The following is a 26,343-nucleotide window of genomic DNA, read 5'->3' on the forward strand; positions in this document are numbered from 1 at the left end:
CGATGGATCTCCACCGTATGTGGGCCGACGCCCACCAGCTCTACGCCGTGCCCCATTCCGCCTACGCGCCCGACGCCGACCGCTCGCTGTCGGAACAACGGGCCACATGGTGCTCACGCCTCAGCGAGGAAGCACCCAACGGGCAACTGCTCAAGACGAACGTCCTCTTCGACATGCTGCGCACGGCGGAGAAGATCCACCTCCTGCACGTCACCCACGCCTTCGAGCGCATCACGCAGGACGGCGCCCTCCGGCCCTCCGGCGGATGCCTCGTCGGCAGTATCTACTGTGCGCCCCTGATCCCCGAGGCGGGTGGACTCCGCATGCACAACCTGGCCTCGTACATCCTCACCAAAGAAGTACCTGCCACGCTGAGCCGCTCCGGCGCGACGGACCGGGTTCCCACCCCCCTGGTGCTGGAGGTCACCATGCCGCCCCATGCCTACCGTGAGCTGGCGGGTCTGGACTACCTCCGGCTCGGATCGATCCACCTCCACAACTACCACGGCCTGAAGTCACTGCTCAGCAGGGAGGAACGGCACCAGTTGCACGAGACGGTCATCGGGCGGATCAAGAACTCGGCCGTCTTCCTGTCGCTGGCCGCCTCCATCGCCCACCGTGGGTGTACCGGCGAGGAGGAGTTCTCCCGCATCCTCGACGCAGCCATCCAGCATCTCCCCATCCTCGGATACATCTACTTCGAAGCACTGGCCGAGTACCTGATGCTGCACTCGAGGTCGCCGGAGACGTGTCGGCTCGCCGAGCGGGGAGAGCTCAACAATTGGTTGTATAAGGAGCTCTTGTTCGGCGTGTTCCCCGGAACACCCGGCCGCTTCGACCTCTCTCGGTTCCGGCCCCGTCTGGACGATCTCGAATGTCTGCTCGCCGGCCTCGATCCGACGCTCGACGCGCGGCACGCCCGTACCTTCCTCATCGAACGCATCAGCTACCTCACCGCGGCCCATCTCTTCACCCCCGGACAAACACCGGACGACTGGCACCGCGCGCGCTGGAACTTCGAAAGCGCCTCACGACAGTTCGGCCCCCTGCTGGGTCACCTCATCCACCGCCAGCTACGCACGTTCCGTCGCTATCCGGACTTCTACCACTACTTCGATGAATCCAAGGCCCTGCAGGCGTGGAACTACTGGAACCACATGGACATCGTGATCCCCTTCAACGGCACGATCCCCAAAGGGGAAGTCGGGATCAACCCGGCTTACGCCGACGCGGAGTACCGGGTCTGGCGGGCGGAGGCAGACAACCACGGCCGCGTCCATCCCGTCGAGGAGATCGAACTCAAGATCGCGCCCCGGCTCATCGACACCAAACACACGTTGATGCGCAGCATGCCGCCCTCCCAAGCGGCATCCGGCCGCTGAAGACACCGGGCGCGATCACGGGCGAGCGGCGCCGGCCAGCGGTTACCTCAATGACCCCGAGCGGCCCCCAGACCCAACATGGCACCTCGTTTGGTCTCGATTTCGGTCTCATTCACCCCCCGTCCGGCCCGGTTCGGCAGCTACCCAACGGCTCGTTCCGGTCCAGGTCAGAACGGGTGTGAACCTCGGTGAACGGGGTTCGGGAGAATTGGAAAGCGTGTCAGGGAGCAATCCCTCGCGAGTTCGAATCTCGCATCCTCCGCCGACAGATGGCCCGGACTGCACAGCGGTCGGGGCCATCGTCGTATCTCCGCCTGGGGCAGGTGGAGCCCCAGGGTCGCCGACAGGTGGCGGATGGTGCTCAGAGGGACCATCCTTCGCCTGCTCCGACGGCGCAGGGGCTCCGGCAGTGCTGGGCATCGCCGCCCACGGGGCCCTTCCGCCTGACACATGGGGCGACATACTTCAGGTGCGAGTTGATATCAGGAGGTGTGTCCCATGAGCCGGACCGTGATCGATCTGGACGACGAGCTGCTCGCCGATGTGGCTCAGGCTCTCGGCACCAGCACCAAGAAGGAGACGGTCAACACCGCTCTACGCGAGGTGCTGGAGAATAGACGGCGAGCGCTCGCCCTCACGCGGCTGCGTGCCGCGGCCGATGCGGGGTCCTTCGACCTGGAGATCTTCGAGGACAAGAGGAACTACCGTCGGTGAACGCGGCGCAATTCCTGATCGACACCAGCGCGCTCGCGCGTTTCATGTGCGGCGACGCCGAGCAGTAGGGCTGGGAGCAGGCCGCAGCGGCGGGCTTGGCCGCAACCTGCCCCATCACCGAGCTTGAGTTCTTCTACAGCGCGCGGACAACAGCCGACCGCACGCAGTGGATCGAAGACATGCGGCTGGGTGCCGGTCGATGACCGCGCCTGGCACGTCCAGGGCATGCTGACCAAGCGAGGTCAGCATCGCAGCGCCGGAGCCGTGGACCTGATCGTCGCGGCCACGGCCGAACTGCAAGGCCTGACCCTCCTGCACCGGGACCGCGACTTCGAGTGCATCGCGAACGTCACCGGACAGGCCCTCCAGTGGTACGGGCCGGAGAGCGGCAAGTGAATCCTGCCCGGTCCAGTCCAGGACCGGGAGCCGGAAGAGGGCCCTGGTCCTGCTCGAACCGCAATCTCGCAACTCTTCCTCCGCCCGACAGGCCATCGGCGGGGCCGGATCGCGCCTCGACGGGTGTCGGGGGGCCGTACCGGCGGGGGGGGGGGGGGCGGGGGGGGGGGGCGGGGCGCCCCCCCCCCCCCCCCCCCGGGGGGGGGAGTGTCAGGGTGTCGGCGGTTCGGTTGGGCGGGGGCGGGTGCCCGGGGGGAGGACTTGGGCCTTGAGGTGGAGGTCCGGGCTGTGGCGGAAGCCGAGGGTGAAGTCGACCCACTGGCCGGCTCGTAGGGGCGGGGGGTCGGCGATCATCAGGTCGGCGTCCTCCGGGGCCATTGCCAGTTCGCCGCGGCCCGGGATCGGGAGGGCGGTCACCGGCTCCCAGCGGCCTGCGGCGCCCTGGTGGAGGTGTCGCTTGATTGTGATCCGGCCGCCGAACTCCCAGCTGGCGGACGTCAGTTCGTCCGGTACGTCGCCCGGGTTGCGGATCGTGAAGAACGCCGCTGTGGCCGGGGCCGCGCCTGCCGCCGGCAGCAGCAGCCAGCCCGGGCCGGCCTCCACCGGCCGGGGCCGCCCGGCCCCGCCGACCGCCGTCCACCCGGTCAGCAGCACCAGCGTCAGCGCCGCCGCGCCCACCGGCGGGCCGACCACCCGCAGCCGTCCGAGCGCGCTCATCGCCCCGCTCATCGCCGGGCCCCCTTCCGGGCCGTCGAGGTGCCCCGTCCGGGCTGCCAGGTGCGCAGCCGCAGGCTGTTGCCGACCACCAGCAGCGAGCTGAGCGACATCGCCACCGCCGCCAGCATCGGGTTGAGCAGGCCGACGGCCGCCAGCGGGATCAGCACCACGTTGTAGCCGAAGGCCCACAGCAGGTTGGCCCGGATCGTGCCGAGGGTCCGTCGAGCCAGCCGGACGGCGTCCACCACCGCCTCGATGTCGCCGCGCACCAGGGTCAGTCCGGCCGCGCCGATCGCGGCGTCGCTGCCCGAGGCCAGCGCCACCCCGAGGTCCGCCGAGGCCAGTGCCACCGCGTCGTTGACGCCGTCGCCGACCACCGCGACCGTCCGCCCGGCGCCCCGCAGCTCGGCCACCACCGCGGCCTTGCCCTCCGGCGAGGCCGCGGCGTGCACCCGTTCGATGCCCAGCTCGCGCGCCACCGCCCGGGCCGCGCCCGGGCCGTCGCCGGTCAACAGGACGGTCTCCAGCCCCATCCCGCGCAGCCGGTGGAGCGCCCGCCAGCTGCCCGAGCGCAGCGTGTCACCGACGGTGAGCACGGCCGCGGCCCGCCCGTCCAGCTCGACCACCACGGCCGTGCGGCCGGTGTCCGAGGCGGCGGTGACCGCGTCCGCGAGGTCGGCGGGCAGCGGCTGCGCCGTGCCGTCCGGGCGGACCACCCGTATGCTCCGGCCCTCGACCACCCCGGACACCCCGACCCCGGTGGCGGCCGCGAAGGCGTCCACCGCAGGCAGCGGACCGCAGCGCTCCCGCGCGGCCGCCGCCACGGCCCGCCCGATCGGGTGCTCCGAGCGGTGTTCCACCGCGCCGGCCAGCCGCAGCACCGCACCCTCGTCGAGCCCCGAGTCGAGCCCTTCGTCGAGCCTCGCGTCGAGACCTTCGCGGCGGCCTTCGTCGAGCCCTGCGTCGAGGCCCTGGGCGACCGTCACCGTCGCCAGTTCCATCCGCCCGGTGGTCAGTGTCCCGGTCTTGTCCAGCACCACGGTGTCGACCCGGCGCAGGCTCTCCAGCACCTCCGGGCCGCGCACCAGCACGCCCAGCTCCGCGCCCCGCCCGGTCGCCGCCAGCAGCGCCGTCGGGGTGGCCAGGCCCAGGGCGCACGGGCAGGCGACCACCAGGACCGCGACCGCCGCCGTCACCGCCGCCTGGGGGGCTGCGCCCGCTCCGAGCCAGAAGCCCAGCACGCACACCGCGCCCGCCAGCACGCACGGCACGAACACCCCGGCCACCGCGTCGGCGAGGCGCTGCGCCCGGGCCTTGCCGGCCTGGGCGTCCGCCACCAGTGCGGTGATCCGGGCGAGTTGGGTGTCGGCGCCGACGGCCGTCGCCCGTACCACCAGTGCGCCGCCGACGTTGACGGTCGCGCCGGCCACCGCGTCCCCGGGGCCGACCTCCACCGGCACGCTCTCCCCGGTCAGCAGGCTCAGGTCGAGCGCCGAACCGCCCTCGACCACCACCCCGTCGGTGGCCACCCGTTCGCCCGGCCGCACCACGAACTCCTGCCCTGGCAGCAGCAGTTCGATCGGTACCAGGCGCTCTTCGCCGGTCCCGCCGTCCCGGACGCACACCTGCTTCGCGCCGAGTTCGGCCAGTGCCCGCAGCGCGGAGCCGCTGCGCCGCCGCACTCGGCCCTCCAGCAGTCGCCCGGCCAGCACGAACAGCGGCACCCCGACCGCCGCCTCCAGGTAGACGTGCGCCGCGCCGCCGCCGTCCGCGGTCAGCGAGAACGGCATCCGCATGCCGACCTCCCCGGCGCCGCCGAACACCAGCGCGTACGCGGACCAGCCGAAGGACGCCACCACCCCCAGGCTGACCAGGGTGTCCATGGTGGCCGCCGCGTGCCGCAGCCCCTGCCAGGCCCGGCGGTGGAACCCGGCCGACCCCCAGGTGACCACCGGGACGGCCAGCGCGAAGCAGACCCACTGCCAGCCGGGGAACTGCAGTGACGGCACCATCGACAGCACCACCACCGGGACGGCCAGCAGCGTCGTCACCAGCAGTCGCCGGCGCTCCGCCGGCTCCTCGTCCGGCAGCCCGACGCCCGCCCCTGCGGGCGCCAACTCGGCGGTGTATCCCGCTCGTTCGACGGCTGCCACCAGCTCTTCGGCCGGCACCCCGGCCGGGTGCAGCACCCGGGCCCGACCGGTCGCCAGGTTCACCCCGGCCGTCACTCCGTCGATCCGGGCCAGCCGCTTCTCCACCCGGCCCACGCAGGCAGCGCAGGTCATCCCGCCGACCGCCAGATCGGTGCTCACCAGGGCCCCGGCGTCGGCCCCCGCGACCGGGCTCATCGCATCCCGCCCATGTCGTGCCCGCCCATCCCGGGCGCCCCGGGCGACGCGCCGCCCCCGGGCGTCAGCCCGGGAGACACCGGGCCCGCCTGCCGTCCCACCGCATACGCCACCACGAACACCACCACCAGCAGCAGGGCGAACCCCGCCAGCACACTCAAGGGCCGGACACCCGGCGACTTCGCACTCACCCCCCAGCAGTCGGACGGCGGGCGCGGTTGGTTCCCGTACGGTCCGAACCGGCGGGGAGCGCCCTGGCACCGCGGGCCTGGCGGGACCCGTACGGCAGGCTCCGGGCCCGGATTAATTCGGATGACGCACCCGATGTGACCAGGTAACGTCCGGGACGGCGCCTCCCGATGCGCTGGGTCCCGGCTACTACCCGTCAACTAGGTGCCGGTGCCCGTGGTCGGTTCCGGGAGGCGCCCATACGCGTTCGGCCCCGGGGCCGTTCCGGCCCGTGACCCGGGTCATGGCCCGGGGTCCGGGCGAATCCGCCCTCTGTCGAATCTGATCGTCATAAGATCCCTTCGTGTGCCGAAGACCGGCACCCGGCCCGGCCGCGCGAGCTCGTGCGGCCGGACGGATGGTCAACGCAGCGGGGAGTAGCGATGACACGTACGGGGAAGCGGATGCTGGCCGCAAGCGCGGCCGCGCTGGCGGGGGTACTGGCGGTCGCCGGGACGGCCTCGGCGCAGCCGGGCCCGGCTGCGGTCCAGAGCGGTATGGGGACGGGGGAGATCCTGCCGTACCCGGGGGAGACGGGCCTGATCTGGATCCCGGACTGGATCGGCGACGGCGGCGCGGTGACGGCCTCCGTCAACCCCTCGCAGCCTTTCACCGTGACGGTGGGCTGCCAGGGCGGCGGCTCGGTCCAGGTCCATGTCGCCGGCCTGGCGCCGGCCGACTTCACGGTCCAGTGCCCGGTCGGCGCGACCGGCACCGGCTCGGTGGAGATCCCCGCCCGGCCCGGCCGGGACCTCCTGTTCACGGTGACCGCCTCCGACCAGGCGATCCACTGGGGCATGTACGCCACTCAGGCGGACTGACCCCGCCGCGCGTCCCGGAACGGGTCCCGTTCGGTCCTGCCGCGCGCGCGACGGCACTGAACGGGACTGAACGGGACTGAACGGGACTGGACGGGACCGGCCCTAACGCCGCACGCTGCGCGGCCCGGTGACCGCCGCGCCCAGCGCGCCGACCCGGGCCCGCAGTTCGCGGTCGGCGGTGACGACCAGGCAGTCCCGGTCCGGCTTTTCGGCCCTGGCCGCCCGGACCAGCTCGACGATCCGGTCGTCACCGCTGCCGGCCGCCGCGACCACCCGCACCTCGGGCAGTCCGTCCACGCCCCGGGCCGCGCCCTCCACGACCAGCACCACCTCCAGCGGCCCGGGCCGCTCCGGCAGGCCCTGCCCGGCGACGGCGACCAGCGCGTCCCGCAGCCGCTCGGCGGCGCCCCGTCGATCCCGCCACCACCCGTCGGGCACCGATCCGACCACGTTGGCCCCGTCCACCACCAGCAGCGGCAGCCCGCCCCGGGTCCCGATCGCGTCCCTGTCCTCCATGGCCTCTCCCACGCCCTTCCTCGTCACGCCTTTCCCAGGGCCGGCCCGGCGAGTGACCGGGCCGGCGGGGCCGCCGGGCGAGCCCACCGGGGCCCCGTCAGCCGGGTGGTGCGTCAGGTGAGGGTGATCCGGATGCCGACGGTGCCGCGCTCGCCGCGGCGCAGGCGGCTGCCGAGCAGGGTGAGCACGCCGAGCAGGCCGTACTTCTGGCGCAGCAGGGTGCGGTAGGCGGCGGTGCGTTCGGGGGAGAGGATCTCGGCGGTGGCGGGGTACTGCTCGCCGGTCGGCCGGCCCTTGACGTCGCAGGGGCCCACCAGGACGTCCGCGCGGTTGCGGATCCGCTTGACCTTCCAGGAGTCGGCGACGGTCCAGACGCCGAGCGCCTCGCCGTCGCGCACCACCCACACCGGGGTCGGCACGGTGGTGCCGTCCTTCTTGTAGGTGGTGACGAGCAGGTAGCTCCCGGAGGAGAGGCTGACGATCCGGGCGAGCCGGTCGGAGGGAGCGGGGTCGGGCGTGGTCATGGCCGGAAGTCTAGGGCGTGCCTGATCATTCCCGCCGGGCGCGCGGCAGGGCGTGCCTGACCAGGGCCCGGGCCCGGCGGGCCAGCCCGTGGTGGCGGTGCCCGCCGAGGGCGGTGGCGCCCGGGTCGGGGAGCGCGGCCGGGTCGGCGGCGAGTGCGGCGCGGCGGCGGGCGGCGGTGCGCGCGGCGGCCCACAGGGCGAGGACGGCGCCGAGTGCGATGGCCGTCCAGGCGGCCGGGGCGAGGCCGGGGTCGTTGCCCCGGGCGGCCTGCGGGTGCGCCTGGCCGGCGATGGCGGCGGGGACGGCGGACGAGGCGGCGCCGGCCCGGCCGGTGATGGTGGCCGGGTGGGCGGCGGCGGTGTCCTCCACCAGTTGCCCGACCGGCTGGACCTTGTCGGCCGCCGCGAAGCCCCAGTCGAGCAGCTCGGCCGCCTCGTCGTAGACCCGGGTCTGGGTGTCGGGGTGCATCACCGTCACCAGCAGGGTGCGGCCGCCGCGCTGGGCGGCGCCGGTGAAGGTGGCGCCCGCGTTGGTGGTGTAGCCGTTCTTGACGCCGATCAGGCCCTGGTACTTGCCGAGCAGCCGGTCGGTGTTGGCGATGTCGAAGCTGGTGCGCTGCCCGGTGAGCTTGTCGAGTCCGCCGGGGAAGTGCGCGGTGCGGGTGGAGCAGTAGGAGCGGAAGTCGGCGTTGCGCAGCCCGGCGCGGGCGAACAGGGTGAGGTCGTAGGCGGAGGAGACCTGGCCGTCCATGTCGTAGCCGTCGGGGGAGACCACCTTGGTGTCGCGGGCTTGCAGGGCTTGGGCGCGGGCCTGCATCTCGGCGACGGTCTGCTGGAGGCCGCCGTTCATGTGCGCGAGGACGTGGACGGCGTCGTTGCCGGAGCTGAGGAAGACGCCCCGCCAGAGGTCCTCGACGCGGTACGGCAGGTCCTCCTTGACGCCGACGAGGCTGCTGCCGGCGCCGACGTTGGCCAGTTCGGCCGTGGTGACCTTGTGCTCCGTCGTGCGGTCGAACTTGGGCAGCACGGTGTCCGCGAAGAGCATCTTCAGGGTGCTGGCCGGGGGGAGCTGGAGGTGGGCGTTGTGGGCCGCGAGGACCTCGCCGGTGCCGGCGTCGGCGATGAGCCAGGACCGCCCGGTCAACGTGGGCGGCAGCGCGGGCGCCCCGGCCAGCGGAGCGACCTGGACGGTGGACTGGCCGAGCCGTTCGCCGCCGATCGCACCGGCGGCGTCCTGCCCGGGGGCGGTCGGGGCGCCGGCGGCGAGCATCAGGGTGGACACCGCGGCGGCCGCCGCCACTCTGCTGACATGCTGTGGCATCTGCTGCACACGGCGAACGTACCCGGGGCGCCGCCGGGCCGCCGCGCCTGCTGCTCCGTCCGGATCCCGGGCGGTACGGCGGTACGGAGGTCCGGATCCCGGGCGGCACGGCGCCGGGACGGCCGGGGGATGGCGCCGGGACGACTTTGGTCATCCCCGGGTCGCGCCGAAAGTCGGATTCCCGGGCGCCGGGAGCTGCCTAGGCTCGGGGTATGAAGACGCTGCTCGGCTATCTCGGTTTCGTGCTGATCCTCGGCGGCGGGTCCGGCCTGGCGGCGGACTGGCTGGGGGGCTTCCGGCTGTTCGGCTTCGTCCGTTTCCTGGTCCCGGACGGCCATGAGACCGCCGGGTACGCCACTCTGCTGGTGCTCGGCATCCTGCTGGCGATCCCGGCGGCCCGCCGGGGCTGATCAGCGGCTCAACCAGCGGCCCGATCAGCGCTCAGTCCGCAGCCCGATCAACGCCCTGATCAGCCCCCGCCCCCGCCCCCGCCCCCGAGGCCGCCACGCCGTCGAGCAGGACGGCGAGCCCGGTGCGGAAGGCCGCCCGGTCGCGGTCCTGCGGCGTGCCGTCGCCGGCGCCCTGGAGGGCGGTGAGCAGGGGGAAGCGGTCGGTGAAGTCCGGTGCCAGTTCGGCGAGTCGGGCGGATCGGGTGGTCCACCAGTCCTCGTCGGCGATGCCGGTCGCGGCGGCGGCGCCGCGCGATTCGGCGGCCACGGCGGCCGTGCCGCGGACGAACTGCCAGAGCGCCGCGACGACGCCGTGCAGCCGCGCGGGTGCGAGGGCGGCCGGTTGCAGGGCGCGCAACAGGCCTTCCATGGCGGCGAGTTCGGCCGGTCCGAGCACCGGGCGGGCCTGCGAGACCTGGAGGATCCAGGGGTGGCGCAGGTAGCAGGCGTACAGTTCCTCGGCCCAGGAGGTGACGGCGGGGCGCCAGCCGTCCAAGTCTGCGACGTCCAGCCGTAGTTCGCCGAGTGCCCGGTCGTGCATCAGGTCGAGGAGTTCGGCCTTGCCCGGGACGTAGGTGTAGAGGGCCATGGCGGTGCGGCCGAGCCGTTCGCCGACGGCGCGCATCGAGAGCGCGGCCATGCCGTCCGCGTCGGCGACCGCGATGCCGGCGGAGACGATCGCGTCGACGCTGAGGCCCGGTTTGGGGCCGCTGCGCCCGGTGTGCGGTTGCGGTGGTGTGCCCCAGAGCAGGGACAGGGACCGGTGGGCGTCGCCCTGTCCGGCGTAGACGACCATGCAGCAACTCCTTATGGCGTAAAGTATCCTCGGCCGCGACAACTCTTTATGCCGTAAGGTTATCAACCGAAGGGGTTTTTCGATGACACTGCCCGTCACCTTCGTCGAGGTCGTCGAGGTCCGCCGGATCACGCCGCGCACCGCCCGGGTCACCTTCGAGGCCGAGGCCCTGGCGGACTCCGTGGGCGCGGCGCCCGACCAGCAGGTGAAGCTGTGCTTCCCCCGCCCCGGCCAGGCGGTGCCCGAACTGCCCGCGCAGAGCGACGACCCGATGAGCTGGTACCAGGCGTACCTGGCGATCCCCGAGGCCCGGCGCCCGCTGCTGCGCAGCTTCACCCTCCGGCGCCGCCGGCCCGGCACCCGCCTGGTCGAGATCGACTTCGTGCTGCACGGCGACACCGGCCCGGCCGCCGCCTGGGCGGAGCGCGCGGAGCCCGGGCAGCGGCTCGGGATGGTCGGCCCCTCGGCGCTGTACGCCCCGCCGGTCCCGCTCGCCGAGGCCGCCGCCGCTGCCGACTGGGTGCTGCTGGCGGGGGACGAGTCGGCACTGCCGGCGATCGCGACGCTGGTCGAGGCGCTGCCCGCCGGGGTGCGGGCCCTCGCGTTCGTCGAGGTCGCGGACGAGGCCGAGCGGCAGCCACTGGAGAGCCGCGCCGAGCTGGCCGTGCACTGGCTGGCCCGGGGCGGGGCGGCCCCCGGGGTCGTGCTGGCCGGGGCCGTGCGGTCCGCCGAGCTGCCGGCCGGCACGCCGTTCGCCTGGCTCGCGGGGGAGGCGGGCGCGGTGCGGGCGCTGCGCCGCCACCTGGTGGCGGAGCGCGGCGTGCCGAAGCCGTCGATCGACTTCACCGGGTACTGGCGCCACCGGCTGACCCAGGACGACGTGCCCACCGCCGAGGATCTGGCGGACGCCCAGGAGCGAATGGCCGCGGGCTGATCGGGTGCTGATCGCCCGGTGGCCGGGGGATTCCGGCCACCGGGCGGCGGTGTGACCGCCCGCCCGTTCTGTCATGTCCGGTTTCAGAGTGGGTCCGGGGGGAAGGGTGTGTGGCGGTGCTGACGGTGTGTCCCAGGTGGCGGTGGTCCGCCACTGTCCAGAGTTCGCCACCGATTTTTTCCGACCGGGATCGGACAGTTCCGACCGGGTCTGGTCAGCGAAAAGGGGCGGACATGGCCCGATTTCTGCCGTGAATTTTACTTTCTGATGGTCTTTTTTACTTTCTAATGGGGATTTCCCCCCTTGTCGTGGTCGTGTCGGATGCGCTGGAATGCGACCGCTGTCGGGACGCGCGGTCCGGAGCAACCACGCGTCCGACCTGGATCCGCGTACGCCGGGCCGCGCAACCTGACGTCTCATCAGACGAAAGGATGTCCATTGATCGGCTGGCGGAAATCCCAGCTAGCGGCTGCCGTCACGGTCACCGCCGCGTCCATGGTCCTGACCTTCGGGTCCAGTGCCAACGCAGCTCCGCTCCCGGACCCGCAGAACGCCCCCGTGGCGTCCGCGGACGGGACCCCGGTGCCGGTGATCGTGATTCTCAAGGACCAGATAGCGGACGCCCCGGCCGACAGCGGCCACCTCGGCGCCCGTCAGCAGAAGGCCGCGAACGCCCAGGCGCCGCTGCTGGACAAGGTCAAGGCCAACGGCGGCACCGACATCAAGAGCTTCGTGGTCGGGAACGCGTTCTCGGCCACGGTGAGCCCCGCGCTGCGTGCCGCGCTGCTGGCCGACCCGGCCGTCGCCTCGGTCGTCGCGGACGAGCAGGTCACCGTCACGCCGCCGGCCGCCGGCAAGGCCGCGGCCGCGAAGGACGCCGCGGACACCAAGGCCGGCGCCAAGTCGGCCAAGGCCGCCGCCCCGCAGGCCGTTTCGGGCAGCAACGGCCAGGGCGCCGAGCAGAACGCGACCAACACGATCTGCCCGTCCGACCCGTCCCAGCCGCTGCTGGAGCCGGAGGGCCTCTACTCGACGCACGCCGTCGGCGCCGACGGCAAGCCCGGCGCGGCCGACCTGGCCACCGGCAAGGGCGTCAAGGTCGCCTACATCGCGGACGGCCTCGACCCGAACAACCCGGACTTCATCCGGGCCGACGGCTCGCACGCGGTCGTCGACTACCAGGACTTCGCGGGCGACGGCGTGAACGCGCCGACCGGTGGCGCGGAGGCCTTCGGCGACGCCTCGGCGGTCATCGCCCAGGGCCGCCAGGTCTACGACGTCTCGAAGTTCGTGAACGCCTCGCGCGGTCTGCCGGCCGGCTGCAACATCCGCATCCGCGGCCTCGCCCCGGACGCCTCGCTGGTCGCCCTGCGGGCCGGCGGCGAGATCATGTCGAACTCGTCGATCCTGCAGTCCATCGACTACGCGGTCTCGGTCGCCAAGGTCGACGTGCTGAACGAGTCCTTCGGCGGCAACGTCACCCCGGACAGCGGCGCGCACGACACCATTTCGCTGTTCAACGACCAGGCCGTCAAGGCCGGTGTCACCGTCTCCGTCTCCACCGGCGACGCGGGCATCAGCGGCACCATCGGCACCCCGGCCACCGACCCGAACGTGATCGCGGTCGGCGCCTCCACGGACAACCAGAACTACCAGCAGACCGGCTACGCGGCCGCCCAGTTCTCCAACAAGACCTGGAGCAACAACCGCATCTCCGCGCTCTCCTCGGGCGGCTTCACCCAGGCCGGCCGCACGGTCGACCTGGTCGCGCCGGGCGAGTCGGACTGGGCGCTCTGCTCGCCCGACACCAGCAAGTACACCGACTGCACCGGCTTCAGCGGCCAGGGTTCGCCGATCCAGTCGTTCGGCGGCACCAGCCAGGCCGCGCCGTTCGTCACCGGTGCCGCGGCCCTGGTCATCCAGGCCTACCGCGACACCCACAACGGCCAGTCGCCCGCCCCGGCGCTGGTGAAGAAGTTCATCACCGGCACCGCCCAGGACCTCGGCGTCCCGGCCGAGGAGCAGGGCGCCGGCCTGCTGAACGTCCGCGCCGCCGTCGAGGCCGCCCGCGGCTACCACGCCGGCTCCGGCGCGTCGGACAGCAAGACCGTCGTCGTCACCACCGGTCAGGTCGACATCGCCGGCAACCCCGGCTCGACCCACACCGCCGACGTGACCGTCACCAACACCAGCTCCGCCCCGCAGACGGTCAGCGGCGCGACCCGCACCTTCGTGCCGCAGTCGAGCAACCAGCAGACCGTCCAGCTGGACACGGCCTCCACCGACACCTTCAAGTACGCCACCAACGGCGCCACCTGGGTGCAGAAGCAGGTCAAGTTCACCGTCCCGGCCGGCGCCGACCGCCTCGCGGCGTCGATCGCCTGGCAGGGTGCGGCCAGCCCGGTCACCAACGGCTCCGTGGTCCGCATGACGCTGCTCGACCCGTCGGGCCGCTTCGAGACCAACACCCGTCCGCAGGGCGGCGCCACCCCGGCCGACTTCGGCCTGGTGGACGTCCCGCACCCGGTGGCCGGCGAGTGGACCGCCGTCCTGTACACCCCGGCGGGCAAGGCCGGCTACAACGGCCCGGTCCAGCTGGGCACCGCCACCCAGCGCGCGGTGCCGGCCGGCGCCGTCAGCCCGAGCGTCGCGGACCTGAAGCCGGGTGAGACCAAGACCCTCAAGGTCCAGCTCACCACCCCGGGCACCAGTGGCGACTCCAGCCAGGCGATCACCGTCGCCAGCTCCAACGGCACCGCCACCAGCGTTCCGGTCGTGCTGCGCAGCCTCGTCCCGGTCAACCAGGGCAAGGGCACCTTCACCGGCACCATCACCGGTGGCAACGGCCGCAACGCCTCGCCGACGCAGAGCTTCGCGTACGCCTTCGACGTCCCGAAGGGCCAGAAGGACCTGCGGGTCGGCGTCACCGTCGCCAAGGACCCGAAGCTGCTCATGCAGGGCGCGCTGATCAGCCCGAACGGCACCCCGATCGACATCGAGGGCAACGGCCTGCTCGACGCGCAGGGCAACCTGACCGGCACCACCGCCGGCGTCTCGGCCACCACCGTCAACCCGGCCGCCGGCCGCTGGCGGTTCGTCCTGAACGTGCTCGGCCCGGTCAGCGGCCAGGAGCTCGCCCAGGACTTCACCGGCACCGTCGCGTTCAACCAGAACGTCGCCACCGCCGCCGGCCTGCCGAACGACCCGCACGCCAAGCTGGCGGCCGGCAAGCCGGTCACCGTCCAGGTGAACTACACCAACAACACCGTCGCCACCCAGAAGATCTCGGCCGACGGCCGCCTGGACCGCCGCACCGACCTCCCGCTGGTGCCGCAGGGCGCCTCCGCGACGGTCACCCTGCCGCTGAGCCTCACCTCCGCGGTGCCGTCCTTCCTCGTCCCGCCGGGCACCGACCAGCTGAAGGCGGTGGCGGCCTCCTCGACGCCGGCCCACCTGGAGCTGTCCGGCACCACCGGCTCGCCGGACCTCTTCGGTGACCTGAAGAAGGCCCAGGACGGTTCGACCATCTCGGTCGTGACCGACAACGGCAGCGCGTCGCAGCCGGTCCTCCCCGGCGTGTGGGGCACCTTCCTGCAGCAGGTCGGCCCGTTCGGCACCGCCGGCGCCCCGGCCGGCACCGCCACCATCACCGCGACCGCGCACACCCAGGCGTTCGACCCGGCGCTGACCTCCAGCACCGGTGACCCGTACGCCCTGGCGGTCAACGCCTCGGCCCCGGCCGCCAACCCGGTGACCGTCCCGTCGGGCGGCAAGGGCTCGCTCCAGGTGACCGTCACTCCGACCGGTCCGAAGGGCAGCACCGTCCACGGCGTGCTGTACCTGGTGTCCGCCCCCAGCTCGGTGGCGACCGCCAACAACACCCTGGGCACCACCGGTTCGGTGCTCGCGGCGATCCCGTACAGCTACACGGTGAACTGACCTTCCATCACCACGCCGAGGCCGTCCCGGAGTTCCGGGGCGGCCTCGGTCGTTTGCCCGGGGCCGGCGGGAATGCCCCGTGCCCCGCCGGTGTTGCGCCGGGTGGACCGGGGCGAAGCGGATGCCCCGGCCCTTCCAGCGGACCGGGAGCGGGACTTGAACGACGCGATCAAGCACAGCCACGTCGAGGTGAACGGTGTCCGTCTGCACGTCGCGGAACAGGGCGAGGGCCCGTTGGTCCTGCTGCTGCACGGCTTCCCGGAGAGCTGGTACTCCTGGCGCCACCAGTTCGCCCCGCTCGCCGCGGCCGGCTACCGGGTCGTCGCCCCCGACCAGCGCGGCTACGCCCGCAGCGAGCAGCCCGAGCGGGTGGACGCGTACTCCCTGCTGCACCTGGTCGGCGACGTCACGGCGCTGATCGGCGCGCTCGGCGAGGAGCGGGCCGTCGTGGTCGGGCACGACTGGGGCGCGCCGGTCGCCTGGGCCACCGCCGCGCTGCGGCCGGACCTGGTGCGCGGGGTCGCCGGGCTGAGCGTGCCGCCGCTGGCCAGCGGGCCGCGGCCGCTGCGGGAGTCCCGGGAGAACTTCGGCGAGGGCTTCTACCAGATCTACTTCCAGGAGCCGGGCCGCGCCGACGCCGAACTGGCGGCCGACGTGAAGTCCAGCTTCCGCCGCATCCTGGGCGGTGGCCTGCTCCGCGAGGGGAAGCCGCAGCCGTGGGTCGTCCCGGAGGGCAAGGCCCTGCTGGACACCATCCCGGAGCCGGCGCAGCTGCCGGCCTGGCTCACCGAGGCGGACATCGACGCCCTCGCGGCCGACTACGCCCTGCACGGCGAGCACGCCTTCACCGGCGGGCTCAACTGGTACCGGAACATCGACCGCAACGCCGAACTGATGGCCGCCTTCGACGGCGTGACGATCGACGTGCCGGCGCTGTACGTGGCCGGCGAACAGGACATGGTGAACGCGCTCGTCCCGCCGGCGGTGCTGGCCCACCTGCTGAGCCGGGTGCCCAAGCTGCACCGCCACGTCCGGCTGCCGGACACCGGGCACTGGACGCAGCAGGAGCGCCCGGCGGAGGTCAACGAGGCGCTGCTCGACTTCCTCAAGCACCTGGACGCCTGACGCCCGCCCGGCTCCGGCCCGGGTGCCGGGTCGGAGCCGGGTGGCGGAGGTCCGGCGGCGCGATCAGTGGTGGTGGTGGCTGCCCATGGGGTGGTCGCAGGCGCGGCACCTCCGGATGAAGAGGAGGCTCAGGCCGACGGTGACCACCGCACCGAGCGCCACCCCGGTACCCCGCACCGTCTTGCGGGCCGCGTTGCCGCCGATCGAGCCGGTGCACCGCGAGCAGTTCTGGCATCCGGTCCGGACCGGGATCTTCTTCCCCACGACGCTTCCTCCCAGGCGAGGTCCCGACCACCGGCCGGGCTCGTGAACGTCCCGCAGCAGCTTATAACTTGAGCTGCCCGTCCTCGCCCGGCGAACGATCATCCGCCCGGCGAACGATCATCCGCTCGACGGACCGGCCCCGTACGGGTCGAGGAGTTCGGCCACGAGCCGGCGTGCGTACGCGGGATCGAGGCCGGCCGGGCGGAAGAGGATGCGGTACATCAGGGGGGCGACGACGCCGTCCATGACCGCCTCGACGGCGGGCGTGTCCTCCCCGCGGCCGCCCGCCCGGCTCAGCACCGCGTCGACCTGTTCGGCCGCGTAGTCCGAGCACTGGCCGGCGTTGCCGCCGTCCGGGTCGCCGAGCAGGGCGTCGCGGATGTAGGCGCGGCCCGAGGGGGAGGCCATCTCGTCGAGGAACTGTTCGGCCCAGGCCGTCAGGTCGGACCGCAGGTCGCCCAGGTCCTCCGGCGCCGTGTCGGGCCGCAGGCGCTCCACCGCGACGTCGGACAGCAGCTCCTGGAGGTCGCCCCAGCGGCGGTAGACCGTCGACGGGGTGACGCCCGCGCGCTGCGCGACCAGCGGCACCGTCAGCGCGTCGCGGCCCACCTCGGCGAGGAGTTCACGCACAGCGGTGTGCACCGATGCCTGGACCCGGGCGCTGCGCCCGCCGGGGCGCACCATCTGTTTGCGACTCATGATAAACACCTTAAAGCACAATCCTTGCGTTTACGGGTGCCGGGGTGCCGGGGTGCCCGCCTCGGAGCCGGGCCGGGCCGGCGCCGTCCGGCCCGCCTGCTGTTCTCAGACCGCCGGCGCGAGCGCCCGCGCGGGCTGCGTCCGCTCGTAGGCGTGGCCGACCCGCAGCAGCGTGCGCTCCCCGAGCGGCCGGCCGAGCAGCTGCATGCCGATCGGCAGGCCCGCCGCGTCCCGGCCGACCGGGACGGACAGGGCGGGCACCCCGGTGATGTTGGCGGGGGCGGACAGGCGCACATAGGCGTCGGGGACGCCCTCGACCGTGCCGTCGGGCCAGGTGACGGTCTCCTGGTCGACCCGTACCGCGGTGACCGGGACGGTCGGGGCGGCGATCACGTCGACCTCCTCCAGCATCCGGGCCCACTCCCGCCGCATGAGCGTCCGGGAGCGCTGGGCGCGCAGGTAGTCCCCGGCGGTCATCAGCTCGCCGGCCTCCAGCAGGACGCGTACGTCCGCCTGGTACAGCTCGGGCACCGCCCGCAGGGAGTGCTCGTGGTAGGCGGCGGCCTCGGGTGCCACCAGCCCCCACAGAGTCGCCTGGAGGTAGCGGGTCATCGGGATGTCGACGTCGACGAGCCGTGCGCCGAGTGCGTCCAGGTGCCCGATGGCGCGCCGGACGGCGGCCTCCACCTCCGCGTCGACGTGGTCGAAGTAGTAGCTGCGCGGCACGCCGACGCGCAGCCCCGCCAGGTCCGTGCCCGCGCCCGGCCGGTGGTCCACGGCGGGGGCGGCCAGCGAGGCGGGGTCGCGCGGGTCATGTCCGGCGAGGGCGTCCAGGACGAGGGCCGTGTCCTCGACGGTCCGGGCGATCGGGCCGACGTGGTCCAGCGACCAGGACAGGGACGTGACGCCGTGGCGGGGGACGAGGCCGTAGGTCGGCTTGAGGCCGACGACCCCGTTGAGCGCGGCGGGCACCCGGATCGAGCCGCCGGTGTCGGTGCCCAGCGCGAAGGTCGCGGCGCCCGCGGCGACGGCGACGGCGGATCCGCCGCTGGAGCCGCCGGCGACCCGCTCGCGGTCCCAGGCGTTGCCGGTCTGCGGGGTGGTCAGGCCGTACGCGAACTCGTGGGTGTGCGTCTTGCCGACCAGGATCGCGCCGGCCGCGGCCAGACGGGCGGCGACCGTGCTGTCGGTCTGCGCGCGGTGGTCGGCGCGGACCCGGGAACTGGCCGTGGTGGCGAGCCCGGCGACGTCGATCAGGTCCTTGAGCCCCATCGGCACGCCGTGCAGCGGCCCCCGGTGCAGGCCGCGCGCCGCTTCCTGCTCGGCCTCGCGGGCCGCCCGGCGCGCCCGCTCCGCGGTGACCGCGACGTAGGCGCCGAGGTGCGGTTCTACCTGCTCGATGCGGTCGAGGACCGAGTCCACCAGTTCGACGGGGGACAGTCGCCGGGCCCGGATCTCCTCCGCGGCGGCGGTGAGGGAGAGCTCATACGGCTGCATCGTGCTGCTCCTCTTCCGTGTCGTGGGCGCTTTCCGCGCGGTAGGCGCTCGCGGGCGGGGTGTCCCCGAAGTCCAGCTCCCGCAGGACAGCGACGACGGAGAGCAGCTGGTTGGCGGTGGCCGCGACCGCGTCGTGGCGGTCGGCGGGCAGGGGGAGCCCGGCCCGGGCGGCCCAGCGGGCGGCCTCGGGCGGCGTGAGGTCGGTGGTGGGTGGCGTGAGGTCGGTGGTGGGTGGCGTGAGGTCGGTGGTGGGTGGTTCGCCTGAGGGGCGGTCGGCGGAGGACATGGGCGTTCTCTCCTGATCGGGGCTGGCGCGAGATGGCACCCGCAGCAAAAGCTAACCGTTTGCGTTAGCCAGACTGTAGGTCCTACGATGGCTTAACGCAAACGGATTGCGTTTACGGGAGGAGCCCCCATGTCCAGCGCCACGTCCGACGCCCCCGCCCCCGCCTGGACGGTGGGCGGCGTCACCGTCCACCGCATCGACGAGACCCTCCTGCCACCCGCGACCGGGCCCTGGCTGCTGCCCGAGGCCACCCCCGAGGTGGTGACCGGCCACGACTGGCTGCACCCCCACTTCGCCGACCACGAGGGCGTCCTGCACCTCGACAGCCACAGCTTCGCGTTCACCGTGGGCGGGCTGCGCGTCCTCGTCGACACCGGCATAGGCAACGGCAAGGAGCGGGCCAACCCGGCCTGGCACCACCTGCGGACCGACTACCTGGAGCGCCTCACCGCCGCCGGCTTCCCCCCGGACTCCGTCGACCTGGTGATCCTCACCCACCTGCACGCCGACCACGTCGGCTGGAACACCCGGGAGGTGAACGGCGAGTGGGTCCCCACCTTCCCCCACGCCCGCTACCTCACCTCCCGCACCGAGCGGGAGTTCTGGGCCGGGTACGACCTGGAGGAGGCGCGCAGGCAGATGTTCCTCGACTCCGTGATCCCGGTCGAGCGGGCCGGGTTGCTGGACCTCGTCGACGTCCCGGCCGAGGGCGTAGAGATCGCCCCGGGCCTGCGCCTGGTCCCCACCCCCGGTCACACCCCCGGCCACGTCGCCGTCGAACTGACCAGCCGGGGCGAGGCGGCGCTGATCACCGGCGACTGCATCCACCACCCGGTTCAGCTCGCCCACCCCGCCATCGGCGCCTGCGTCGACATCGACCCGCGGCAGTCCGAGGCCTCGCGCCGCAAGCTCCTCGGCTCCCTCGCCGACACGGACACCCTCCTGCTCGGCACCCACTTCGCGCCGCCCACCGCCGGCCGCGTGCTCACGGACGGGGACGCCTACCGGCTGCTGCCCGCGCCCTCGGCCTGACGCCGCGTTCGACCTCCCCAGGACGCTCGCACCCCTTCACCGGTCCTGCGCCCGGAGCCCGTCGACCGCACACCCGGATCGAGCGGGACGGGCGCGCGGGGTGGGGGTGGTGAGCCGGAGTCGGCTCCCGGGGCTCGATTCCTGCGCGATCTGTCGTTTATCCGGCGATACCGCCTCTGAGCTGCGAAATCCCGCTGGCAGCGGACGTCGGTGATCCCCTAGAGTCGGCGCGCCCGCCCCGGTCGGGGCGCTGGCGGCACCGGCGTGCGAGTCCGAGCACGCGGCGATTCCAGGAGTTGACGATCTGATGGTGTGTGTGGCGTGTGGGGCGCGTCCCGCGGGGACCGAGAGCCGACGCTGCTTCGGCTGCGCGGAGGCGGCCCCGGGCTGGGCGGCGGCGCTCCGACCGGCGAACGGCCTTGCCGTCGCGGTCTACGTCCTGCTGGGGTTGAACGCGGTGCTGGCGGCGGCGGCGGTCGTGGCCGACGTCTGGGGCGATGTCCTGTTGGGCCGGTTGGTGGACGGCTCGGGCGACATCGGCCTTGACGAATTCGATGCCCTGGACTCCCTGGCGAACGGGCTGGACAAAGCCGTCATTCCGCTGACGATGGTCACCGCCGTGCTGTTCATCATCTGGTTCTACCGCATCCGCCAGAATGCCGACCTGCTGCTGCCGAACGGGCACCGCCTCGGACGCGGCTGGACCATCGGGGCCTGGGTCACCCCGGTCGTCCTGCTCTGGTTCCCCTGGCAGCTGATGGTGGACTGCTGGCGGGCGAGCGCTCCGCTGGACGCGGAGGGACGGCGCCGCGCGGTGTCGGAGAAGGTCCTGGTCCTGTGGTGGTCCACCTGGATCGGCGCGCTGGTGGTCAACCGGATCGCCAACTCGAAGATGAAGTACGTGGACGTGACGGTGCTCGCCAGCCTGGGGGACTTGCGCGAGACCATTCGGGTGGAGGCCGCCGGCTCGGTGCTGCGCCTGGTCGCGGCCGTCGCGGCGATCGTGGTGGTCCAGCGGCTGACGGCCATGCAGTCGGCGCGCCGGGCCGACATCAACCCGCTGGCCGCCAGGGCCGCGCAGCTGGCGGCCGAGGAGGCCCGGGCGCAGGCGCAGGCCCAGGCTCAGGCCGAGGCGTAGGCCCAGGCTTCGGCCGCCACGGCAACGGACTCGGAAGCTCCCTAGACCGGCAGCAGGCGGGCGATCAGTTCGCCGAGGCGGCGGGCGTTGCGGCAGGAGTGCATCTCCACGACGCCCGCGTAGGCGGCTGCGGCGGAGTCGCCGGTCGGCCAGAGGGCGGGCTGCTCGGGGTTGAGCCAGTGGACCCGCCGGGCCCGGTCGGCGATCCGGCGCAGCGCGTCCAGGTTCGGGTCGCGGTGGTTGGTGCGGGCGTCGCCGAGGATCAGCACGCTGGTGCGCGGGCCGACCGCGTCCAGGTGCCGTTCGGCGAACTCGCCCAGGGCGGAGCCGTAGTCGCTGTTGCCGTGGTGGCCCATCACCTTGGCCTCGGTGAGGATCCGGGCGGCGAGCCGGGCCGGGTCGGCGTCGCCGCGCGCCAGCAGGGCGGTGACCTCGGCGGTGCGGTTCACGAAGGCGAACACCCTTACCTTGCTGAACTGTTCGCTCATCGCCTGCACCAGCAGCATGGTGAAGTCGGCGAATCCGGCCACCGAGCCGGAGACGTCGCACAGCAGCACCAGTTCCGGCCGGGCCGGGCGGCGCAGCCGGTAGGCCGGGCGCAGCGGCACCCCGCCGGTGGACAGCGAGCGGCGCAGGGTGCGGCGCAGGTCGATCTGTCCGCGTGCGGCGCGGCGGCGCCGGGCGGCCAGCCGGGTGGCCAGCTTGCGGGCCAACGGGTGTACGGTGCGGCGCAGTTCGGCGAGCTGGTCGCGGCCGGCGGCGAGGAAGTCGATCCGGTCGGCGGTGGGTGCGACGGCGCGTTCGGCGATCCGCTCGGCGCCGCGCAGTTCGGCGACCCGGCGGCGGGTCTCGGTGGCGACCAGGGCGCGGAAGTCCTGGATGCGGCGGCGGATCTCGTCGGCGAGGACGCGGTCGGACAGGTCCGGGGTGGTGGCCTGCCCGCGCAGGGCGGCGAGGATCCGGGCGAGCAGCGTCTCGGGGGCGAGCCGGCCGAGCGCCTGGTGGGCCGACCAGCCGTCCGAGGCCGGCGTGGCTCCGGCGCCGTACCGGCCCAGGGCCTCCACCACCTCGCCGGCCAGCCGGGCCTGGGCGGCCCGGTCGTCGGCGGCCAGGACTGCGGCGAGGCGCTCGCGCAGGTCGTCGCGCAGCGGGTCGGGCCGGCCGGGGCGCGGCGGCCGGGGGTCGTCCGGGAGTGCGGGCGGGTCGGCGCGGACGGCCTCGGGGGTGCCGACGCCGAGCGGGAAGAACAGGTCGAACGTGGCGTCGAAGACGGCCCGTTGGGTGTCCGAGCGCAGCAGCGCGGCGGCCAGGCCGGCCCGCATCTGCTCGCGGTCGGCGAGCCCGAGGACGTCGAGGACGGCGGCCGCGTCGACCGTCTCGGCGGGGCCGATCCGCAGGCCGTGCCCGCGCAGCGCGCGGACCAGGCCGGTGAGCCGGGCGGCGGTGTCGGCCGGCGGCGGGGCGGTGGTCATGCGACGGTGAGCTTCCGTGCGGCCTTCCGGATGTCGTCCTGGTGCTTGAGGATCACCCCGAGGGTCTCTTGGACGACCGCCTCGTCGAGAGTGTCCGCGCCGAGCGCCAGCAGGGTGCGGGCCCAGTCGATGGCCTCGGCGACGGACGGCGCCTTGCGCAGGTCCATCGCGCGCAGCGCGCCGACCACCCGGACCAGCGAGGCGGCCAACGTGTCGTCCAGGCCGGGCACCTTGAGCCGGACGATCTGCCGCTCCAACTCGGCGTCCGGGTAGTCGAGGTGGAGGAAGAGACAGCGTCGGCGCAGCGCCTCGGACAGTTCGCGGGTGGCATTGGAGGTGAGCAGCACGAAGGGGCGGCGGCTCGCGGCGATGGTGCCGAGTTCGGGCACCGTGACCTGGAAGTCGCTGAGCACCTCCAGCAGCAGCGCCTCCACCTCGACGTCGGCCTTGTCCATCTCGTCGATCAGCAGCACGGTGGGCTCGTCGCCGCGGATGGCGGTGAGCAGCGGGCGGGTGAGCAGGAACTCCTCGCCGAAGATGTCGGTGCGGGCCTGGTCCCAGCCCTCGTCGCGGCCGGCGGTGATCCGCAGCAGCTGCTTGGCGTGGTTCCACTCGTAGAGGGCGCGGGCCTCGTCGATGCCCTCGTAGCACTGGAGCCGGACCAGCCGGGCCCGGCCGATCGCGGCCACCGCCTTGGCGAGTTCGGTCTTGCCGACCCCGGCCGGGCCCTCGACCAGCAGCGGCTTGCCGAGCCGGTCGGCGAGGAAGACGGTGGTGGCCACGGCGGTCGAGGCCAGGTAGCCGGTGGCGGCCAGCTGGTCGGCGGTGTCCGCCACCGATGCGAAGAACCCCGTGCCGTCGCCGCTCATCTGTCCGCCCCGTTCCTGCCCGCCCTGTCCGTGCGGCAGCACCCTACCGGCCGGTCACTTCGCTGTCTCGGGGCTTCGGCGGGGTGGCGCGGCGCGGGGCCGGGGTCGTGGCGTGCTGCCGGATCACCTGGCAGGCGCGCGGGCGCGCCGGAGCGGTGCACGGCGACCACGGCCGCCGTACACCGCCCGTCTGTTCCCGCCGGTCTCGGCCGTCGGTTGACGACGTCTGACTCGACGTCAGGTGGTGCGTGCCCCTCGGGTCGTCAGTTGACGAAGATGAGCGGGCTGCCCGCCACCGAGGTGTCGGTGACCGGGCCGTAGGTGGCGCTGAACCAGCCGGTCGAGAAGCACAGGCCCGAGCCGGAGACCAGGTTGAACGGCTGGGAGGAGAAGCCGATGGTGTTGCCGGTGTTCGAGGTGGTGCCGTTGATCCCGGTGGTGGTCTGGTAGACGCAGTTGATGCTGCCGAGGATGGTGTTGAGCACCACCGTGGTCTTCATCGCGCCGGCCGCGCCGGGGGTGAGGGCGACCGGGTTTCCGGGGCCGTCGCCGACGGTGTTGGTGAACGGCAGGTTGTTGACGGTGATGCTCTTGACGCCGGTGACGCCGAGGACGTTGGAGGAGCAGGAACCGAAGGTCTGGGTGTTGAGCTGCTCGACCGCGCTGCCGGGGGCGGCCGGGTTGGCCGTCACGGTCGCGGAGAAGGCCGAGTTGGCGCAGCTGATGCCGCTCGTGCCGCTGGCACTGCTGTAGAAGGTGGCGGCGGTGCCCGAGACCAGGCTGGCGGTGAGGACGTCGCCGACGGCGACGTCCGGGCCGCTGCTGCTGCCGGTGGTCAGCACCGCGGAGCCGTCGGCCTGGGCGGGTGCGACGGCGGCGCAGGTGAAGGCGAGGGCGGCGAGGGCGGCGGTACCGAGCGTACGGCGAAAGCGCATGAGGGTGACCTCTCTCCGTGCGGAGACGGGTGGGGGTGGCCCGCGGTGCGGGTGTGGTGGCGTGCACGGCGGGGGAGGTGCGTGGGCATGGCGTGCCGGGGGCTTCGCGGGGCCGTGGTGCGGCGGGCCCGGCGCCACGGGCCCGCTCGTACGGCACAGCGGTGTGAAGGTGCGGACGTGCGCTGCGAGTGCAGGAGTGCACGTCGGCGGCTGCCACCGCCGCGGGCCTGCGTCCGCTCGTGGTCCCGTGGCCCGGGCTGTTCGCCCGGGGCCGTCGGAGCCCCTGGAGGTCGTCCGGTGGTGACAGGGTCGCCCACCGGTTGGAAACCTGTCAGTGTTGTAAACCCGATGTTGCGTCAATGTCAATACAGGTAACAGGAGTTGGTGATGGAACGGAAACACCTCCGAAGTGCCGACGTGATCCTGCTGCCGGGCGCGCGGGCCGGTCGTGACCCGGCCCGGTCCATCAAGCGCGGCCCGAGCCGGCTGCCCCCGGGCGTGGTGGCCGCGACCCAGCGCGAGCGGCTGCTCGACGGGCTGGTCCAGACGGTGGCCGCGCGCGGCTACCAGCACGCCACGGTCAGCGACATCTGCCGCGCGGCCGGGGTGACCAGGCCGGTCTTCTACGAGCTGTTCAGCGGCAAGGAGGATGCCTTCCTGGCCGCGCACCGGCACGGCACCGGAGTGGTGCTCCGGCGGATGGCGGCGGCCTTCGCGGCGGAGTCCGACTGGTGCGCCGGGATCCGGCAGGCGCTCGGCGCGATGCTCCATCTGCTGGCGGGGACGCCGGCGTTCGCGACCATGGCGGTGATCGAGATCGAGGCGGTCGGACCGGCCGGCCGCCGCGAGCGGGACCAACTCCTCACCCGGTTCCGGGCGTTCTTCGCCGAGGTGCCCCAACCGCCGGTCGGTGTGCGGGTGGTGGAGCTGGTGGACGCCGTGGTGGGCGGGGTCTACAGCGCGCTCTACCGGCGGATCGACTCCGGCCGGACGGTTCAACTTCCGGAACTCCTTCCGGTGTTGAGCATGTTCTGTCTCGCGCCCTTCCTCGGCCCGGCGCAGGCGGCCGTCCGGCTCGGGTTTCCGATCGGTGAAGATCCTTCGTGCACCCGTATTGACCCGGCCACTACCGGGCAGTAGCTTCCCAGTTACTCAAAGCGCGGCTCGACCGTGCCCGCCCCGCTGCCGAGGGGCGGGTGGCCCGGTCGGGCCGTGGAACGCTGTCCGCGCCAGGGCACCGTGCCAGTGCCTGCACATCCCACCCACCCAACAGGGAGCACACATGGCCATGTCCGAGGACGCCGCCGCCGCGGCCGAGACCCCGGAGACGCCGACCGGCAGCAGGAGAGGGCGGGTACGGCTCAAGCGCAGCGCCTGGATGGCCGTTCCGGCCGTCGCCGCGGGCGCCGTCCTGATGGCCCTCACCGCCCAGGGCGTACTCGCCGCCCAGTTCTCCATCAGCGGCATGCCGTTCACGATCACCGCGGACAAGCTCGACGGCAAGGGCTTCGCCCAGTTCGGCAGCCTGGACTCGATGATCCCCGACAGCCCCAACCAGGGCTCCACCGGCGGTCAGGTACTGGTCGCGGTCTCGGCGATCAAGAAGGCCGAGATCACCAACCTGTGCCAGAGCGTGGACCTCGGTGGCGTCAACCTGGTGATCCACGCCGGCGACGCCGGCACCCCCGTCTCCGCCACCGACCTCACCACCGACTCCGACATGCTGTCCGGTGACGCGGAGTTCACCAACATCGAGATCGGCGGCGACGCCAGCACGTACACCAAGGCCGGCAACGCGGGCAAGGGCAACCCGGGCGTCTTCGGGCAGCAGGCCGACACCGTCGTGCTGACGCACCTCAAGCAGCACAACTACGCGAGCACCGCCGTCGGGTTCAAACTGCCCAACCTGCGGCTGAGCTTCAGCTCCCAGGGCTGCTGACC

General features: G+C 73.2%; 23 protein-coding genes and 2 pseudogenes. 12 read left to right on the forward strand and 13 right to left on the reverse strand.

What is annotated here, in order from left to right; genetic code table 11:
* Positions 1-2: 2 nt before the first annotated feature.
* The 3 genes and pseudogenes from ACFWPT_RS18315 to ACFWPT_RS18325 all read left to right on the forward strand — a co-directional run bounded on the left by ACFWPT_RS18315 (position 3) and on the right by ACFWPT_RS18325 (position 2,492).
* On the forward strand, positions 3-1,382 hold the full coding sequence (locus ACFWPT_RS18315) for a hypothetical protein (protein WP_380482847.1): 1,380 nt from the start codon (positions 3-5) through the stop codon (positions 1,380-1,382).
* 498 nt (positions 1,383-1,880) lie between these two features.
* Complete coding sequence (locus tag ACFWPT_RS18320) at positions 1,881-2,096, forward strand: type II toxin-antitoxin system VapB family antitoxin (RefSeq protein WP_380482763.1); 216 nt, start codon at positions 1,881-1,883, stop codon at positions 2,094-2,096.
* A pseudogene (locus ACFWPT_RS18325) lies at positions 2,093-2,492 on the forward strand (PIN domain nuclease). Before ACFWPT_RS18320 ends, ACFWPT_RS18325 begins: the two are co-directional and overlap by 4 nt.
* 210 nt (positions 2,493-2,702) lie before the next feature.
* Here ACFWPT_RS18325 and ACFWPT_RS18330 read toward each other — a convergent pair.
* Together ACFWPT_RS18330 and ACFWPT_RS18335 are read right to left on the reverse strand one after the other, a co-directional pair.
* Positions 2,703-3,209, reverse strand: a complete 507-nt coding sequence (locus ACFWPT_RS18330; protein WP_380482765.1) for a copper chaperone PCu(A)C — start codon at positions 3,207-3,209, stop codon at positions 2,703-2,705.
* 8 nt (positions 3,210-3,217) lie between these two features.
* Positions 3,218-5,557, reverse strand: a complete 2,340-nt coding sequence (locus tag ACFWPT_RS18335; RefSeq protein WP_380482767.1) for a heavy metal translocating P-type ATPase — start codon at positions 5,555-5,557, stop codon at positions 3,218-3,220.
* A 611-nt stretch (positions 5,558-6,168) separates the two neighbouring features.
* On the opposite strand from ACFWPT_RS18335, the gene ACFWPT_RS18340 reads away from it, so the two are divergent.
* Complete coding sequence (locus ACFWPT_RS18340; protein ID WP_380371572.1) at positions 6,169-6,606, forward strand: hypothetical protein; 438 nt, start codon at positions 6,169-6,171, stop codon at positions 6,604-6,606.
* 102 nt (positions 6,607-6,708) lie between these two features.
* Here ACFWPT_RS18340 and ACFWPT_RS18345 read toward each other — a convergent pair whose 3' ends face one another.
* From ACFWPT_RS18345 to ACFWPT_RS18355, 3 genes are all read right to left on the reverse strand, one after another.
* The gene (locus tag ACFWPT_RS18345) at positions 6,709-7,122 is read right to left on the reverse strand and encodes an NTP pyrophosphohydrolase (RefSeq protein WP_380482769.1); all 414 of its coding nucleotides are present in this window, start codon (positions 7,120-7,122) and stop codon (positions 6,709-6,711) included.
* Between the two features lie 113 nt (positions 7,123-7,235).
* The gene (locus tag ACFWPT_RS18350) at positions 7,236-7,646 is read right to left on the reverse strand and encodes a PPOX class F420-dependent oxidoreductase (protein ID WP_380482771.1); all 411 of its coding nucleotides are present in this window, start codon (positions 7,644-7,646) and stop codon (positions 7,236-7,238) included.
* Between the two features lie 25 nt (positions 7,647-7,671).
* The gene (locus ACFWPT_RS18355) at positions 7,672-8,967 is read right to left on the reverse strand and encodes a D-alanyl-D-alanine carboxypeptidase family protein (RefSeq protein ID WP_380482849.1); all 1,296 of its coding nucleotides are present in this window, start codon (positions 8,965-8,967) and stop codon (positions 7,672-7,674) included.
* Between the two features lie 212 nt (positions 8,968-9,179).
* Between ACFWPT_RS18355 and ACFWPT_RS18360 the strand changes: the two genes are divergently transcribed.
* A complete protein-coding gene (locus ACFWPT_RS18360) occupies positions 9,180-9,377 on the forward strand; it encodes a hypothetical protein (protein ID WP_363373336.1) in 198 nt (65 codons plus the stop codon).
* Between the two features lie 31 nt (positions 9,378-9,408).
* On the opposite strand, the gene ACFWPT_RS18365 is transcribed toward ACFWPT_RS18360, so the two are convergent.
* Positions 9,409-10,212, reverse strand: a complete 804-nt coding sequence (locus tag ACFWPT_RS18365; protein WP_380482773.1) for a TetR/AcrR family transcriptional regulator — start codon at positions 10,210-10,212, stop codon at positions 9,409-9,411.
* An 82-nt stretch (positions 10,213-10,294) separates the two neighbouring features.
* Between ACFWPT_RS18365 and ACFWPT_RS18370 the strand changes: the two genes are divergently transcribed.
* From ACFWPT_RS18370 to ACFWPT_RS18380, 3 genes are all read left to right on the forward strand, one after another.
* The gene (locus ACFWPT_RS18370; RefSeq protein WP_380482775.1) at positions 10,295-11,146 is read left to right on the forward strand and encodes a siderophore-interacting protein; all 852 of its coding nucleotides are present in this window, start codon (positions 10,295-10,297) and stop codon (positions 11,144-11,146) included.
* Positions 11,147-11,704: 558 nt separating this feature from the next.
* Entirely contained in the window at positions 11,705-15,085 is a 3,381-nt protein-coding gene (locus ACFWPT_RS18375; RefSeq protein ID WP_380482777.1) for a S8 family serine peptidase, read from the forward strand.
* A gap of 156 nt (positions 15,086-15,241) precedes the next feature.
* The gene (locus ACFWPT_RS18380; RefSeq protein ID WP_380371559.1) at positions 15,242-16,210 is read left to right on the forward strand and encodes an alpha/beta fold hydrolase; all 969 of its coding nucleotides are present in this window, start codon (positions 15,242-15,244) and stop codon (positions 16,208-16,210) included.
* A gap of 63 nt (positions 16,211-16,273) precedes the next feature.
* Here ACFWPT_RS18380 and ACFWPT_RS18385 read toward each other — a convergent pair whose 3' ends face one another.
* From ACFWPT_RS18385 to ACFWPT_RS18400, 4 genes and pseudogenes are all read right to left on the reverse strand, one after another.
* Positions 16,274-16,474: a hypothetical protein gene (locus tag ACFWPT_RS18385; protein WP_063346158.1), complete on the reverse strand. Its 201-nt coding sequence runs from the start codon at positions 16,472-16,474 to the stop codon at positions 16,274-16,276.
* 117 nt (positions 16,475-16,591) lie between these two features.
* Positions 16,592-17,173: a TetR/AcrR family transcriptional regulator gene (locus ACFWPT_RS18390; protein ID WP_380371556.1), complete on the reverse strand. Its 582-nt coding sequence runs from the start codon at positions 17,171-17,173 to the stop codon at positions 16,592-16,594.
* A gap of 105 nt (positions 17,174-17,278) precedes the next feature.
* Positions 17,279-18,670: an amidase gene (locus tag ACFWPT_RS18395; RefSeq protein ID WP_380482779.1), complete on the reverse strand. Its 1,392-nt coding sequence runs from the start codon at positions 18,668-18,670 to the stop codon at positions 17,279-17,281.
* Positions 18,657-18,872 (reverse strand): annotated as a pseudogene (locus ACFWPT_RS18400) (hypothetical protein); the annotation flags it as partial. The gene ACFWPT_RS18395 and the pseudogene ACFWPT_RS18400, both read right to left, overlap by 14 nt.
* Before the next feature lie 213 nt (positions 18,873-19,085).
* Between ACFWPT_RS18400 and ACFWPT_RS18405 the strand changes: the two are divergent.
* Both ACFWPT_RS18405 and ACFWPT_RS18410 read left to right on the forward strand, forming a co-directional pair.
* The gene (locus tag ACFWPT_RS18405; protein ID WP_380482781.1) at positions 19,086-19,988 is read left to right on the forward strand and encodes an MBL fold metallo-hydrolase; all 903 of its coding nucleotides are present in this window, start codon (positions 19,086-19,088) and stop codon (positions 19,986-19,988) included.
* Between the two features lie 307 nt (positions 19,989-20,295).
* On the forward strand, positions 20,296-21,126 hold the full coding sequence (locus ACFWPT_RS18410; RefSeq protein ID WP_380482783.1) for a DUF4328 domain-containing protein: 831 nt from the start codon (positions 20,296-20,298) through the stop codon (positions 21,124-21,126).
* 41 nt (positions 21,127-21,167) lie between these two features.
* Here ACFWPT_RS18410 and ACFWPT_RS18415 read toward each other — a convergent pair whose 3' ends face one another.
* From ACFWPT_RS18415 to ACFWPT_RS18425, 3 genes are all read right to left on the reverse strand, one after another.
* On the reverse strand, positions 21,168-22,598 hold the full coding sequence (locus tag ACFWPT_RS18415) for a VWA domain-containing protein (RefSeq protein ID WP_380482785.1): 1,431 nt from the start codon (positions 22,596-22,598) through the stop codon (positions 21,168-21,170).
* Complete coding sequence (locus tag ACFWPT_RS18420) at positions 22,595-23,467, reverse strand: AAA family ATPase (RefSeq protein ID WP_380482787.1); 873 nt, start codon at positions 23,465-23,467, stop codon at positions 22,595-22,597. Before ACFWPT_RS18420 ends, ACFWPT_RS18415 begins: the two co-directional genes overlap by 4 nt.
* 263 nt (positions 23,468-23,730) lie before the next feature.
* On the reverse strand, positions 23,731-24,402 hold the full coding sequence (locus ACFWPT_RS18425; protein WP_063346150.1) for a hypothetical protein: 672 nt from the start codon (positions 24,400-24,402) through the stop codon (positions 23,731-23,733).
* Positions 24,403-24,789: 387 nt separating this feature from the next.
* On the opposite strand from ACFWPT_RS18425, the gene ACFWPT_RS18430 reads away from it, so the two are divergent.
* Together ACFWPT_RS18430 and ACFWPT_RS18435 are read left to right on the forward strand one after the other, a co-directional pair.
* Positions 24,790-25,542, forward strand: a complete 753-nt coding sequence (locus tag ACFWPT_RS18430; RefSeq protein ID WP_063346149.1) for a TetR/AcrR family transcriptional regulator — start codon at positions 24,790-24,792, stop codon at positions 25,540-25,542.
* Positions 25,543-25,684: 142 nt separating this feature from the next.
* Positions 25,685-26,341, forward strand: a complete 657-nt coding sequence (locus tag ACFWPT_RS18435) for a DUF6230 family protein (protein ID WP_363373305.1) — start codon at positions 25,685-25,687, stop codon at positions 26,339-26,341.
* Positions 26,342-26,343: the final 2 nt, after the last annotated feature.

Origin of the sequence: Kitasatospora sp. NPDC058478 (genome assembly GCF_042720345.1) — a bacterium.
Classification (GTDB): domain Bacteria; phylum Actinomycetota; class Actinomycetes; order Streptomycetales; family Streptomycetaceae; genus Kitasatospora.

Coding starts and splice junctions, on each gene's coding strand:
- ACFWPT_RS18405 (WP_380482781.1), top strand. CDS start 19,086: ATGTCCAGCGCCACGTCCGACGCCCCCGCCCCCGCCTGGACGGTGGGC.
- ACFWPT_RS18355 (WP_380482849.1), bottom strand. CDS start 8,967: ATGCCACAGCATGTCAGCAGAGTGGCGGCGGCCGCCGCGGTGTCCACC.
- ACFWPT_RS18320 (WP_380482763.1), top strand. CDS start 1,881: ATGAGCCGGACCGTGATCGATCTGGACGACGAGCTGCTCGCCGATGTG.
- ACFWPT_RS18340 (WP_380371572.1), top strand. CDS start 6,169: ATGACACGTACGGGGAAGCGGATGCTGGCCGCAAGCGCGGCCGCGCTG.
- ACFWPT_RS18395 (WP_380482779.1), bottom strand. CDS start 18,670: ATGCAGCCGTATGAGCTCTCCCTCACCGCCGCCGCGGAGGAGATCCGG.
- ACFWPT_RS18415 (WP_380482785.1), bottom strand. CDS start 22,598: ATGACCACCGCCCCGCCGCCGGCCGACACCGCCGCCCGGCTCACCGGC.
- ACFWPT_RS18350 (WP_380482771.1), bottom strand. CDS start 7,646: ATGACCACGCCCGACCCCGCTCCCTCCGACCGGCTCGCCCGGATCGTC.
- ACFWPT_RS18420 (WP_380482787.1), bottom strand. CDS start 23,467: ATGAGCGGCGACGGCACGGGGTTCTTCGCATCGGTGGCGGACACCGCC.
- ACFWPT_RS18435 (WP_363373305.1), top strand. CDS start 25,685: ATGGCCATGTCCGAGGACGCCGCCGCCGCGGCCGAGACCCCGGAGACG.
- ACFWPT_RS18370 (WP_380482775.1), top strand. CDS start 10,295: ATGACACTGCCCGTCACCTTCGTCGAGGTCGTCGAGGTCCGCCGGATC.
- ACFWPT_RS18390 (WP_380371556.1), bottom strand. CDS start 17,173: ATGAGTCGCAAACAGATGGTGCGCCCCGGCGGGCGCAGCGCCCGGGTC.
- ACFWPT_RS18425 (WP_063346150.1), bottom strand. CDS start 24,402: ATGCGCTTTCGCCGTACGCTCGGTACCGCCGCCCTCGCCGCCCTCGCC.
- ACFWPT_RS18335 (WP_380482767.1), bottom strand. CDS start 5,557: ATGAGCCCGGTCGCGGGGGCCGACGCCGGGGCCCTGGTGAGCACCGAT.
- ACFWPT_RS18430 (WP_063346149.1), top strand. CDS start 24,790: ATGGAACGGAAACACCTCCGAAGTGCCGACGTGATCCTGCTGCCGGGC.
- ACFWPT_RS18315 (WP_380482847.1), top strand. CDS start 3: ATGGATCTCCACCGTATGTGGGCCGACGCCCACCAGCTCTACGCCGTG.
- ACFWPT_RS18410 (WP_380482783.1), top strand. CDS start 20,296: ATGGTGTGTGTGGCGTGTGGGGCGCGTCCCGCGGGGACCGAGAGCCGA.
- ACFWPT_RS18365 (WP_380482773.1), bottom strand. CDS start 10,212: ATGGTCGTCTACGCCGGACAGGGCGACGCCCACCGGTCCCTGTCCCTG.
- ACFWPT_RS18330 (WP_380482765.1), bottom strand. CDS start 3,209: ATGAGCGCGCTCGGACGGCTGCGGGTGGTCGGCCCGCCGGTGGGCGCG.
- ACFWPT_RS18360 (WP_363373336.1), top strand. CDS start 9,180: ATGAAGACGCTGCTCGGCTATCTCGGTTTCGTGCTGATCCTCGGCGGC.
- ACFWPT_RS18345 (WP_380482769.1), bottom strand. CDS start 7,122: ATGGAGGACAGGGACGCGATCGGGACCCGGGGCGGGCTGCCGCTGCTG.